The following is a 13,666-nucleotide window of genomic DNA, read 5'->3' on the forward strand; positions in this document are numbered from 1 at the left end:
TTAGCCTAAGTAATCTTGCAAAGCTAGTAACTTATCTCTTTGAGAATTTTCTTCTAACGCTAAGAGTAAGACTTCTATGGCACTTAAAGTGGTGAAATAACTCACATGATTTTTAAGCACAGAAGTGCGGATAAGTTTAGCATCGCCTTGAGATTTGTTATCACTCGTATTGATTGCCATGCTGATTTCTCCATTCATCATCAAATCTATAATATTAGGGCGACCTTCTGAGATTTTAAGCACTTTTAAAGACTTCACTCCGGCTTTTTCTAAGGCTTTATGCGTGCCTTCTGTAGCACATAATTCAAAGCCTAATTCAACTAAGCGTTTCAATAAATCGCATGCTCTTTCTTTGTCTTTATCTTTTATGGAAACAAAAATAAGCCCCTTATTTTTAATAGGGTTAAAACAAGCCATTTGAGCCTTAAAGAATGCCTGCCCTAAAGAACTAGCAATTCCCATAACTTCGCCCGTGCTTTTCATCTCAGGCCCTAGAATTAAATCCGCTCCATAGAGTTTATTAAAAGGAAAAACCGCTTCTTTTAAAGCCACAAAATTTGGCATTTTAGGTTTATAAACCCCCTTAGAATACTCTATAATACCCTTTTTATCATAAAAACTAAGGGCTTCTTGTAAGTCTTCTAACACCATAACCCTAGTAGCCACTTTAGCCAAAGGAATGCCTAAAGCCTTGCTTAAAAATGGCACGGTTCTACTTGCCCTAGGATTAACCTCAATCAAATAAAGCGAATCATTATAAACAGCAAACTGAATATTTAATAACCCTACTACGCCTAAATGAAGGGCGATTTTTGCAGTCGTTTGCTCAATCTCATCTAAAATCTTAGAACTTAGGGTTGAAGGAATGAAACATGCTGAATCGCCTGAATGAATGCCCGCTTCTTCAATATGCTGTAAAATGCCCGCAATATAGACATCTTTTTTATCACAAATAGCATCGACATCTAGCTCAATCGCCTTTTCTAGAAACTTATCAATTAAAAGCGGATTTTTAGGGCTAATCTCTAAAGAATGCGTAACATTTTCTAAATAATGGCGTAACTCTTCAATATTTTCTAAAGTTCGCATATATTGCCCCCCTAGCACATAGCTAGGACGCACAATGATAGGAAAACCAATCAAATTAGCAATACTATAAGCTTCATCAATACTCTTTGCCATGCCATTTTCAGGCTGTTTGATATTAAGCTCTTTTAAAAAGAGTGAAAATTTTTCTCTATCTTCTGCAATATCAATCACTTTAAAAGGCGTGCCAATAATAGGGGCTTGCATTTTAGCTAAATCTTTAGCGAGTTTTAAGGGCGTTTGTCCTCCAAAATGCACGATAATGCCATCTACTTGCTCTCTTTTTATAATCGCTTTCACGCACTCAAAGTGAATGGGTTCAAAATAGAGCGTATCACTTGTATCATAATCAGTGCTAACGGTTTCTGGATTACAATTAAGCATAACACTTTGAATGTTTAAATCTTTTAAAGCAAAGCTTGCATGCACGCAACAATAATCAAACTCAATGCCTTGACCAATGCGATTAGGGCCAGAACCTATGATGAGAATTTTCTTTTCTCTATTTTTTTGAATAGATGCTAGTTTTAAAACATTAGGGGCATAGGTAGAATACAAATAAGGAGTGAGCGATAAAAACTCCGCTGCACAAGTATCCACTTCTTCAAAATTAGGCATAACTTGTAAAGTCGTCCTTGCTAATTCCACTTCAAAAGGGCTAATTTCCAAACATTCATTTTCTTTGATTTTAGTTGCAATTCTAACGTCGCTAAAACCTAAATTTTTAAGCTCTCTTAATTTTAAAGCGTTAGTTAAAACGCTAGAATTAATGCTTTCTTCTACTTCTACTAGCCTTTGAATTTGATGTAAAAACCACTTGTCAATTTGGCATAATTCAAAAACTTCATCAACAGAAACTTTCAACCTAAACGCATCGGCGATATAAAGCAATCGCTTGAAATTCGGTCGGCGGATTTCTTTTTTAATGCTCTCTAAGTCCTTGCTTAAAGATTCAAACCCTAGCCAATTATTTTCTAAAGAGCATAACGCCTTTTGTAAAGCTTCTAAAAAATTTCCCCCTATCCCCATCACTTCGCCAATGCTTTTCATAGAAGTCCCTAGAGTGCTTGAAACGCCCCCAAATTTTTCAAACGCAAAGCGAGGGATTTTGACCACAATGTAATCCAAACTAGGCTCAAAACTCGCTGGAGTGTTGGTAATATCATTTTTGATTTCATCTAAGCTAAAGCCCACCGCAAGCATGGTTGCGACTTTTGCGATAGGAAAACCAGTCGCTTTTGATGCTAAAGCGGAGCTTCGGCTTACTCGTGGGTTCATTTCAATGACAACCATTCTTAAAGTTTCTGGATGGATAGCAAATTGCACATTGCTTCCGCCGGTATCTACACCAATCTCTCTTAAAATCGCAAAGCTTGCATCTCGCATGCGTTGGTATTCTTTATCAGTTAAAGTGAGACTAGGAGCAATCGTTATGCTATCGCCAGTATGCACGCCCATAGGGTCAATATTTTCAATACAGCACACAATAATACAATTATCCTTGCTGTCTCGTATGACTTCCATTTCATATTCTTTCCACCCTAGCAAGGACTCTTCAATCAAAATTTCACTAATAGGCGATGCTTCTAAGGCATTTTTAGCTAATTCTTGAAACTCTTCAATATTATAAGCTACCCCACTCCCTGAACCAGCTAGAGTGAAACTCGCTCTAACAATAGCTGGAAAGCCAATTTCTTTAATCGCTTCTAAGGCTTCTAATTCTGTATAAGCATAACGCCCCTTAGGCAAGTCCATGCCAATTTTTAGCATAGCCTCTTTAAAAGCTTGTCTGTCTTCGCCTTTTTTAATCGCATCAATCTTAGCCCCTAAAAGCTCTACGCCCTCTAACATACCCCTTGTATGCATTTCTAAGACCACATTTAAAGCGGTTTGTCCACCCATTGTAGGTAAAATGGCATCAATTTTTTCATTTTTAATAATTTCTGCAATATTTTCTGGAGTAATAGGTTGTATATAAGTCCTATCAGAAAATTCAGGGTCAGTCATCACGGTGGCGGGATTAGAATTGATTAAAATAACTCTATAGCCTAAGGATTTTAAGGTCTTACAACTTTGAGTCCCTGAGTAATCAAACTCACAAGCTTGTCCAATCACAATAGGACCTGAGCCTATAAGTAGAATATTAGAAATATCGGTGCGTTTAGGCATAATCAATCCTTAAATTTTATTTGTTTTAACTAAGAGTAAGAAAAAATTCCTTTTCTAAAATATAGAGTTCATAGCGTATTTTTTTAAAAGTTTCACTATCACCATAAGACTTAATCTCTTCAAGCTTTAAACATTCTTCTAAAACTCTAGCGCTCTCCTCGGCTCTTTTAAAATTAGAAGTCAATACGCTTTGGATATTTTCTCTCTCAAGCTCTATGGTCATAGTGGTTTTTAGTGGGTCATTACAAACATCTCTAGCCTCTAGGCATTCATAATAATTTTTTAAAAAAGCTTGATGCCGTAAGGTTTTTAAGCGTTTGGAAAGATTCTCATTATTTAAAACATAACGAGCTAAATCCTCTACTACACGCACCCCCTCCTTAAGGCGATTGATATTAGCATCTAATAAACGAGCTAATCTCAAAGTTATCTATCTCTATCTGAACCAAAAATACCAATAATTTGCAAGATAGAGATAAAGACATTTAAAAAGTCTAAATACAAGCTTACTGCCGCATCAATAGGACTATCATACAAGCCCTTAACAATGTTTTGAGTATCATAAGCAATATAAAGACTAAATAAAATTGCACTTGCTCCAGCAATGACTACTTGGAACATGGGGCTACCTAAGAACAAGTTAACAAGCGAACACACTACAACTACAATCAAAGCGATAAAGAGCATTTTACCCATATTCGCTAAATCGTTTTTAGTTTTTAAAGCATATACGCTCATTAAAGCAAAAACAATAGTGGTCATGCCTAATGCTTGCCAAACTGCTCCTAAACCTGCTTTTGCAATGACCATGCCAAGTAATGGAACTAGAGTAACCCCTGATAGTGAAGTGAAAGCAAAAAGCATAAACAAGTTCAATCCGGGTTTAGATTTAGAAAACATAAGCCCAAAAAATGCCACAATTTCAGCGATAAAAAACACCCATTTATACTGCACTACGGCTTGGAAATTCATCAAACCTAGCAACGCTCCAATTGTGGCTAATAACAAACTACCTGCAAAAAATTTATAAGTAGTTTTAACAAAATTTACCAACTCGCTTTCGTGTAATGCACCCACTGAACTCTCTGCGTAAGCACTATGAGAGTTTGCTCTATCATACAACGCCATAACAAGCTCCTTACTTTTCAATTTAAAAATCAGTTTAGATTAACCCTTTTATAAAAAGGTCAAATATAATAACACAAAATGTAGTAAAATACCAATAAAAACGCCCTCAAATTTTGCAATTAAGTTTGATGAAGTAGGATATTACCACATGAAAGTATTTATCAATGGATTTGGTCGCATTGGAAGATGCGTATTGCGTGCCATAATAGAACGCTATTATAATTTTTATGGCACGCCTTTTGAAACTTTACCTATGGAAATAGTGGGTATTAATGACCCTGCTAATTGGGAAATTCTAGCCTATCTTTTAGAACATGACAGCACTCATGGAATATTATCTCAAGAAGTATTCTATGGCAATAACAAGCTTAAAATAGGTGCCGTAGAAATTCCTGTATTCAATTCTATAGAGGATTTGGGGCTTAAGGAAGTAGATGTTTTGTTAGAATGTTCAGGGAAATTTTTAGAGCCACAACTTTTGGAGCGTTATTTAGATCTAGGGGCTAAAAAAGTGCTTTTATCTGCTCCTTTTATTAACGAATATGATGAAAAAAAATACCCTACTTTAGTTTATGGTATCAATCATGAGACTTATAAGGGACAGACTATTATTTCTAACGCATCTTGCACGACTAATGCTATTGCTCCTATTTGCTCCATTTTAGATGAGGCTTTTGGTATACAAGAAGGTATGCTTACAACTATTCATAGCTATACAAGCGACCAGCATTTAATGGACTCAGCCCATCGTTTTGACAAGCGTAGGTCTAGGGCTGCTGCAAACAATATTATCCCTACCACCACCAAAGCCGCTCTAGCCTTGCATAAAGTTTTGCCTAATCTTAAAAATAAAATGCATGGGCATAGCGTGAGAGTGCCTAGCATTGATGTTTCCATGATAGATTTAAGCCTGTCTTTAGAAAAAAAAGCTCTCAAAGAGCAATTAAATGCCTTATTGATTGAAGCGTCCAAAGGGGTTTTAAAAGGCGTATTAGACATAGATTTGAAAGAAAGGGTGAGTTCTGATTTTATTTCTAATCCTCATAGCGTCATTGTCGCTACCGATTTAACTTTTACACTAGAAAATATGGTAAAAATTATGGCGTGGTATGATAATGAATGGGGGTATTCTAATCGTTTGATTGATATGGCACAATTTGTGTGTGAATATCATTTATAAACATATTTAAAGTTGTGTTCTTTTAATTTGTTTTTTTAAATTTAAGGTTTTTACGCTCAAATTCTAACAGCCACTTTTTGACTTCTACGCCCCCACCATATCCGCCTAAATCGCCATTTTTACGCACCACTCTATGACAAGGCACAATCAAAGAAATAGGGTTATTGTGATTGGCATTACCAATGGCTCTGCATGACTTAGGGTTGCCAATAAATTTTGCAATTTCATCATAACTTCTTGTTTCACCATATGGAATTGTTAGTAGTGCGAGCCAAACTTGCTTTTGAAAAGAAGTCCCCACTGCAAAATCCAAAGGCAAATCAAATTCAAAAAGTTGTCCCAAAAAATAACGCTCCAAAGCCTGAATGCTTAGTCTTAGTGGGGTATTAATAGTAATGTTGTGAGAAAAATTTGTCATATCAAAATCTAGTCTCAATAAGTGGCTATCATTAGCACACAAATGCAAATATTCTAAAGGAAAGGTTTTAGGGGTTTTGAAATAATAGTGGTGCAAAGGTATTTCTAACATGTTTTTATATTTTTTCACACACTACTATGTATTCATATAACATAGTATTAACCTTTTTGCCTACTTTATTAGAGGGGGAATTTAAAGATGGCATAGATTTATTGCTTAATAATCTTTCGTAGGTTATTAAATGCTTAAAACCATTCTCTTCAAATATTTCTGCAATAAATTGGTCAGTAGGCAGATAAATATTTTTGACCGTTCTATTACCCACCACATAAATACTTTTTCCTCCTTTTTTGATACTTCTAGCTACTTCTTTAATAGAGTTTGCTAAATCATAATAAAAACTAGAAACTTCTAAAGCTCTTTTATAATCTTGCTTTGCAATTTGATGGACATAATCTGTTATTAGACCATATGAAAAAAGGGTTTTGGTTTTAATGCCCCCCATAAGCATATTGTCTATTTTTCTTGCATAATTAATATCAAGCCATTCGTTTGATAGCGTTGAGAACTGCCCATAAGCAACCGTTGTTTTACTATCACCATAAGGAGGGCTAGTTAAAACAACATCAAAGTAATCTTTTTTGGCTTGAAATTTTGCATGCTGAATATCTATAGAGATATGATTGATTTTTGGTAAAAAATAGTCTATATAATCATGCAAATTATTTTCTAATTTTTCAAAATAAATACCTAAAACATCAGGATTAAAATTTAAAATATCTTCTGATTTCATTCTGTATAATTTAAATTCGTTATTCCTTGTATAAGAACACTCTCTAATCGTTGTTGAAAAAGGAATAAGAAAAAAATTACGCAAATTATCATCTCTAACTTGATAGATAAAATATTTAAGTAAATTTAATTTTTTAATAACTTGTTGTGAAAACCAAAAATCAATATTGGTAATTTTTGCATTCTTTAGTTGGTTTAAATTATTTTCATTTTTAAGAAACTCAAATATGTTCTCTCTTAATATTTGTTTGGTTTCTAATAATTGGTTTTTAGATAATTTTGTAAATTTTGCTTTAGTAATCATTATGGCTAAAGGATTAATATCAAACCCATACAAATCTGTCAAACCCCTTTCTAACGCACTAATAAACGAAGACCCAGAACCACAATAAGGGTCAAACAACTTACCACTAGAAATTTGTAATTCTTTTAGTATATCTATACCAATTTGAGGTAACATCATGGCAGGATATTTATGCAAGATAGGAAAATTCGATGCGTAGGATTGCCCTAAGTAATCGTATGATTGATTTCTAATGACTGCATAAGTCATAGGTCTGTAATGCTTTCAAAGAGATAGAATAATTTATTTTCAAAAACCCTAAAACCTGTCCCATGATTTCTTGCCATAGTGCCTTTATCATGCAATCGTAAATCCACTAAAATATTTTCTTCTTTGAATTGATTGGCTAACAAATTAGGTGAAGTGCCTTTTAATAATTGTGCTCTATAAAAATGAAAATATTCCAAATTATCCCTTTCTTCCGTAAAAGCAGAAACAAGTAATAATGCGGGAAGTTTTTGCATAAATCTCTGAGCTAAATCATATAATTTCCAAACAGCGATAATCTCACCTGAAATATGTCTCACAGAAATTTCTTGTGTGTCTATATGTAAGAACAATCCGACACTATTGGGTTTTAATGACATGGTGTAATAAAGCCCCATTCTATTGTTGGTTCTATCTAAGCTACCATATTTTCTAATAGCCTCTAATGGTGGCATTTTCCAAACTTTATTATTAAAAGTAAATAAGGTTATCATATTATTGCTTTTGCTTCTATGTGCTTTTAGTTCTGCTCCATCTATATCAGGGCGTGCATCATTGTTTTCTTTAATTCCTAATAATGTCTCTAGAGTATAACCAATTCCTGTTGGACCCTTACGCATTGTAGGTATAAAGCCTTTTTCTTTTATCTCATTAAAATTTTGTTCAAATTCATTTAATGTTATGTGGCACTACCTCAAAAATTAGTTTTATTGTAAATATAATTTACAACCCCATTTTAAAAGGGTTTAAAATATTGTTTGGGTCAAGGGCTTTTTTAATGCTCCTAAAAAACTCCATTTCACTAACATTAAAGGCTAGGGGCATAAATTTCGCCTTAGACAAGCCTATGCCATGTTCACCACTTAAAGTCCCTTCCAAACTAATAGCGGCTTGAAAAATTTCTTCCATAGCTTGATGGCCTTTTTCTAAATCTTTAATAGGGTCTTCTACCATAACATTCACATGCACATTGCCATCGCCAGTATGGCCAAAGCAAGGGATTTTAAAGCCATATTTTTGGCTAATTTTTGCCACTTCTTTCAACAAACTTGGCAAACTTGCCCTAGGAACAGTTACATCTTCATTCAGCTTCTTTTTGCCATAAATACTAACACTTTGAGACGCATTACGCCTTGAAAACCACAAATCTTGCTCTTCTTGTTCGTTTTGAGCGATTTTAAAATTTATACAACCATTTTCTTTAAAATGCTTTTTTATTTGCTCTAATTGCCAAGCAATTTGTTCTTTTACCACGCCATCAACTTGCGTAATGAGTATCGCTCCAGCATCTTTTGGCAAGCCTTTATTAAATCTTTCTTCAACCGCCCTAATGCTTAAATTATCCAAAAATTCCATAGCCACAGGCGTAATACCACTACTCATAGTCTTATAGACCGCATTCATAGCATCATCAATGCTATTAAAAACCCCCATCGCACTTTGTTTTAAAGGCGGTTTAGCTAAAAGTTTTAAAGTAATCTCAGTAATTACGCCTAAACACCCCTCACTTGCTACCATAAGCCCCACAGAATTAAAACCTGCGACATCTTTAATCGTTTTTTTACCCGCTCTAATAATATCCCCATTAGCTAACACCACTCTTAAAGCCATGACATAATCTTTTGTGATACCATATTTTGCCGCACGCATGCCACCGGCATTTTCTGCGACATTCCCCCCTAAGGTGCTTTGATTTTCGCTCGCTGGGTCTGGGGGGTAAAACAAATTTAGTTTTTCTACTTCGTTTTGAAAATGTTTGTTAATCACACCGGGTTCTACTCGTGCGATTAAATTTTTAGTGTCAATCTCTAAGATTTTATCCATATGCTTTTCTACGCTCAAAACTAGCCCCCCACTCACACTCAATGCTCCCCCTGTAAAACCACTACCTGCCCCTCTTGGCACAATAATAATTTTATGCTCGTTACAATATTTTAAAATCGTGCTAATTTCTTGCTCATTTTTAGGGAAAATCACGCCATCTGGTAAATGCCGCTCTCTTGTAGCGTCGTAGCAATAAGCGTTTAAATGCACATCATCGGTAAAAAAATCCTCTTCTCCCACTAAGTTTTTAAAATACTTAAAATGTTCTTTTGCTAACATGACTTTATTTTTTACCTGCCTCTAAAGCTTTTCTTCTTTCTTCGGTTTCTTTATCATCTTTTTCTTGCTTTTCTTGTTGTTTTTCCTCAAATTTTCCGGCTTTTTCTGTAGCTCTAGCTTTGCGTCTTTCCTCTCTAGTCTCACGCTCTTTGCCTTCTTTTTCTTCATGCATTTCCTCTTTTAAAGAGGCTTTTTTTAATGATTGCGAAGTTTTTTGACTATTGGCACGCATTTTTTCTTGCTTATCAACTTTTATTTCTTGTTTTTGACTTCTTGTCTCTTTACGCTTTTCTTTTTTTAGGAGCGTATCATAATAAAGAAAATAACGCTTGGCTTGGCTACCTGAAAAAAGTTTGCCTAAAGTCCCTACATCAACCCCCTCAACCCTAGAGAAGAATGGCACAGCTGTTTTGCTGATACCTGAAGTATCCAAAGGTCTTTTTTCTAAAATTTCAAAACTTTGACAATCTAAAATATTTAAAGTATTTGTCGTTACAATATAGACGACCCCTACACTATAGGCGTTGCACCCCCTTTTTAAATTAGCTGCCTTTAGGTCAAACCCATTAAGATGAATCACTAATAAATCAGAACTAATAAAATTAGTATCAGGGTTTTCTGCCTTAATTTTTTCATAAAGTTCATCATTAGGAGCGATCAAAAACGCTTGATTATTGAATTGCCTAAAATAAATTAAATTACCCTTTTTAGGAGCCATTCTTGGGGTTGGCAAATGGCGTTGTTTCATAGAATCAAAAGCTTTAAAGCGTGCTGTAGCCACTCCATTTTCAACGGCAATAACCACTACTTCTGAAGTAATGATTTCATAATCCGTTAGCTTAGTTACTACAAAGCCAAATTCTCCTACTTTCAAATCATACGCAGGAAAGCGTAAAATCTTTTTGGGTAAATCTACAAAATCAATGCTAACTTTCAATGGCTCTTGCCATGAAGAAGAGTAAAGATTTGCAAAAACCAATAAAATCATTGCCACTAAACGCACTATCATAAAATTCCTTTTTAGATATTATACTTTTTTAAATGCCATAAAATGGCATAGCTCAATCCGGTGGTTTTAGCGTATTGAAAATCCATAATAAAATCAAGGGCTTTTGCTCTTTTTAAAAACAGCACTTCAATATTTTCCATATCAATCCCCCCACCTTGTGAAACTTTTAAATCCGCACAAATTTCAGCATAATAGATTTTTTGTAAGCTCCCACTCAATCCTGTCGCGCTATAAAACGCACCAATGTTTTCTAAATTTTTAGGCTCAATTTTGTAACCGCATTCTTCTAGCACTTCTTCAACTGCAATTTCTTCTAAGCTTTTATTGGGTTTATCCACAAGCCCTGCACACAATTCATAAGTGTAGCCGTCTAATGCTTGATAATTAGTAGGGTTAAAATTACGCGCATAAATGGCTGGACGAAACTGCTTGACAATCAAAAAGCAATCCAAAGTCTTATCATAAAGCAAGATAGCCACGCTGTCTAAAGAATTGATAATATCCCAAGTTTTTTCTATGCCTTGCTCATAATAACGCATGCGTTTTTGCTGGATATATAAAGAGTTATTGCAAGGCTCTAGGCATAAATTGGAAGTGTCTATAGAAGAAGTTTGAGTGCTAAAATTTTTAAAATATTCCATTAAAAACCCTCTAAAAGATAATACGAGTGTTCATTATCAAATGAATGGCTTTCTAACACTTTTTCTAGGGTTTGTTTAGCATTTTTAGCTTTTTCTAAAAAAATTTCTTTTTGTTTGCCATGCAACTTGCTTTTAGCAGTGCGGATATGCCCTAAAGGGTTTATGGGCTGAGAGTTTTTATACACTCCAAAGTGCAAATGCGGTCCAGTGCTTAAGCCTGTGCTACCTACCCTACCAATCACTTGCCCCTTTCTTACTACCATGCCTTTTTTTAATCCTTTAGCAAAAGAGCTCATATGAGCATACACTAAACGCAATTCGCCTCTATAATTGATTTCTATCATTTTGCCATACCCTCCTCTATCGCCAATAAACCCTATACGCCCCTCAGAGGCTGAACGCACCAAAGTGCCTCTTTTAGCCGCATAATCCACACCATAATGCGGTCGTTTGACTTTCAAAATAGGATGGAATCTCCCATAAGAAAAGGGCGAAGAAATGCGGGTATATTTTACTGGGGTTTCTAATAAAAAGCCGGCGACTTCTTCAGCCTTTGAGTCATAATAACGACCATTTGAATGCGAAAAAATATAATATTGATGATAACGAGTGCTAACCATTGCCATTTTAATATAAGGGTATCCAAAAGTTTGCCCTACACGATAATCCCTTGTATATACAATAGCGATTTTATCTTTTCTTGCTAGGCGTTTAAAAGGCACGCTTTTTTTATACACATTGATAAGCTGATGAGCTAAAAGAGGGTCATTAGTCGCTTTGACAATATCCTGGTAAGGCGAATTTTGCAATGAAAGAATGAGGGTTTTTTCCTTACGAGTATAAACAATAGGAATAAAATCTAAAAAATACTGCTCACCTTTTTTATACAAATGGATTTGCAAATCTTGGCTAATAGGAATGAGAGCTTGAATAAGCGTATTATTTGCATCTCTTAAAGTGTAGTAAGTAGCACTGCTTTGAATATCTGCGCTTAACTCCTTGTCTTGAGAACTTAAATTATAATATAACTTCTGTGGTATTTTATTTCGCTCTAAAAACCCTAAAAGCGTGAGTTTATTCCCCCAAACAAGCCGTTCGCCTACTAAGTTTGAAAAGTGGCTAGAATGATTTGAGGGTAACTTTTCTGTGGCATTCTCAGCAGAAGTTGTGCTTAAAATTGTGTTTAGAAACAATAAAACGCATAAAAATTTCACTCTAAAAGGCTTGAATACTAACATTTTTTTAAAAGAGGCTTTCATTTTTTAATTTAATACCTTAAGTTTAATCTTAGGAAGTATAGCATAAAGCACACTAAGAACTTAATGTTGGCTATTGATTATTGTGTGCTTTATCACAATCATAAACAATAATTTTTTGAGCTAAAATTTTACTCATAGCTCAGATGACTGATTTTTTCTATTAACTCCACGCTTTTAATGCTTAAGTCTATCACTCTTAAAAAAGTTTCAAAAATGTATTTGCCCCCTTTAAAGTCATTAGGATTATCTATGATAAAATCGCCTTCTTTATTTTTGGCTTTTTTAGAGATTTTAACGCTCATGTTTTTCATGTAGCTTTCCACTACGCTATTACCGCATAGCTTATAATCATAAGCTATGCTAGGAATATTAGTGATAGTGATGTGAGAATTATAGATAATACTCTCTTTAGTGGTTTTGTCTTTGATTTTCATTTTTTCTACTTCGTAAGTTTTAGGGTCATTTCTATCGCCTAAAATTTCAAAACTCTCATGTTTTAAGGGGTTTGTTTCATAGTTTAGGTGTAAGTTGGCTAATTCTTTACCTAACTCACTAATCTTTTTAAAATCTTTGCTTAAAGGGATTTTAGGGTCTTCTTTTTGCAAATAGATTTTATAGGTTTCTTTAAAACCTTTATGGTGTAAAATGCCATAAGTGTAGTAAAAAATATCTTCATAACTGATGGCGTTATCTTTGTAATGCTCTCTAAACTTATTGAGATAGTCTGTGCTAATAGCGTATTCTTGCGTGTTGTTTTCATAAGTATAAAGGGGGTAGGCGGTAATACCACCTGAAATTCCCATAAGATTAGTATCTGCAATATTATCTAAAATAAAAATACTAAAATAATTTTTTACAGCACATATAAAAATATTTTTGCTTTCTTGTGTAGGGCATAATTTCCTAAACTCTCTCTGTGCCTCTACCCATTCACTTTTAAAATATAAGTGGGTTTTAACAAAGGGGCGGTAAGTTGCCACTCGCACATGCTTTTCATCATAATTTTCTAATGTTTCTAGCCTTAAAAAATAATTTTTTAAACTTCTTATCCATGAAAGCGTATCATCAGTAGTAATTTCATTATCTAAGAATCTATAATAATCCGCTTTTTTAGTGTTACTAGGGATTTTAGATTGAAACTTTTTATAATCAAAATGCGATAAATCGTTACGATAAGTTTCTAGGCTTGTTTCTATGGTGTTTTGCAAGGTCTTTAATGAAAAATTATAAACCCAATCGTCTCGGTTTGTCTTAACCCCTAATGAAGTGATATTAAAAAGAGCGTTAGTGGTGTCAGCTGACTTTTTTAGGCTGATAAGAGAGGAGTATAC

General features: G+C 34.5%; 11 protein-coding genes and 1 pseudogene. 1 reads left to right on the forward strand and 11 read right to left on the reverse strand.

Annotated features, from left to right (window positions below; all coding sequences use genetic code 11):
- From carB to C6H25_RS03040, 3 genes are read right to left on the reverse strand one after another with little or no spacing between them, the layout of a single operon-like run.
- A complete protein-coding gene (gene carB / locus C6H25_RS03030) occupies window positions 1-3,255 on the reverse strand; it encodes a carbamoyl-phosphate synthase large subunit (RefSeq protein WP_104747988.1) in 3,255 nt (1,084 codons plus the stop codon).
- A 25-nt stretch (window positions 3,256-3,280) separates the two neighbouring features.
- Window positions 3,281-3,679 carry a thiamine-phosphate pyrophosphorylase gene (locus C6H25_RS03035; protein WP_104747989.1) on the reverse strand — a complete coding sequence of 133 codons (399 nt, stop codon included), beginning with the start codon at window positions 3,677-3,679 and terminating at the stop codon, window positions 3,281-3,283.
- A 2-nt stretch (window positions 3,680-3,681) separates the two neighbouring features.
- On the reverse strand, window positions 3,682-4,383 hold the full coding sequence (locus C6H25_RS03040) for a Bax inhibitor-1/YccA family protein (RefSeq protein WP_104747990.1): 702 nt from the start codon (window positions 4,381-4,383) through the stop codon (window positions 3,682-3,684).
- Window positions 4,384-4,531: 148 nt separating this feature from the next.
- Here C6H25_RS03040 and gap point away from each other — a divergent pair, with 148 nt between their 5' ends.
- Window positions 4,532-5,563, forward strand: coding sequence for a type I glyceraldehyde-3-phosphate dehydrogenase (gene gap, locus C6H25_RS03045; RefSeq protein WP_104747991.1), 1,032 nt, complete (start codon window positions 4,532-4,534; stop codon window positions 5,561-5,563).
- Window positions 5,564-5,585: 22 nt separating this feature from the next.
- Here gap and C6H25_RS03050 read toward each other — a convergent pair whose 3' ends face one another.
- The 8 genes and pseudogenes from C6H25_RS03050 to C6H25_RS03085 all read right to left on the reverse strand — a co-directional run.
- Window positions 5,586-6,083: a methylated-DNA--[protein]-cysteine S-methyltransferase gene (locus C6H25_RS03050; protein ID WP_104748010.1), complete on the reverse strand. Its 498-nt coding sequence runs from the start codon at window positions 6,081-6,083 to the stop codon at window positions 5,586-5,588.
- 13 nt (window positions 6,084-6,096) lie between these two features.
- Window positions 6,097-7,326: a modification methylase gene (locus C6H25_RS03055; RefSeq protein WP_104747992.1), complete on the reverse strand. Its 1,230-nt coding sequence runs from the start codon at window positions 7,324-7,326 to the stop codon at window positions 6,097-6,099.
- Entirely contained in the window at window positions 7,323-8,006 is a 684-nt protein-coding gene (locus C6H25_RS03060) for an MvaI/BcnI family restriction endonuclease (RefSeq protein WP_104747993.1), read from the reverse strand. Before C6H25_RS03060 ends, C6H25_RS03055 begins: the two co-directional genes overlap by 4 nt.
- 40 nt (window positions 8,007-8,046) lie before the next feature.
- Window positions 8,047-9,426, reverse strand: coding sequence for a glycolate oxidase subunit GlcD (gene glcD / locus C6H25_RS03065; RefSeq protein ID WP_104747994.1), 1,380 nt, complete (start codon window positions 9,424-9,426; stop codon window positions 8,047-8,049).
- A gap of 10 nt (window positions 9,427-9,436) precedes the next feature.
- A pseudogene (locus C6H25_RS03070) lies at window positions 9,437-10,435 on the reverse strand (plasminogen-binding N-terminal domain-containing protein); the annotation flags it as partial.
- An 11-nt stretch (window positions 10,436-10,446) separates the two neighbouring features.
- The gene (locus C6H25_RS03075; protein ID WP_104747996.1) at window positions 10,447-11,076 is read right to left on the reverse strand and encodes an NUDIX hydrolase; all 630 of its coding nucleotides are present in this window, start codon (window positions 11,074-11,076) and stop codon (window positions 10,447-10,449) included.
- On the reverse strand, window positions 11,076-12,314 hold the full coding sequence (locus tag C6H25_RS03080; RefSeq protein ID WP_199768925.1) for a peptidoglycan DD-metalloendopeptidase family protein: 1,239 nt from the start codon (window positions 12,312-12,314) through the stop codon (window positions 11,076-11,078). The genes C6H25_RS03075 and C6H25_RS03080 overlap by 1 nt, the downstream gene beginning before the upstream one ends.
- A 149-nt stretch (window positions 12,315-12,463) precedes the next feature.
- A partial coding sequence (locus C6H25_RS03085; protein ID WP_324761419.1) for a type ISP restriction/modification enzyme occupies window positions 12,464-13,666 on the reverse strand: 1,203 nt, incomplete at its 5' end.

It is taken from the genome of Helicobacter cetorum (assembly GCF_900198405.1).
Taxonomy (GTDB): Bacteria; Campylobacterota; Campylobacteria; order Campylobacterales; family Helicobacteraceae; genus Helicobacter; species Helicobacter cetorum_C.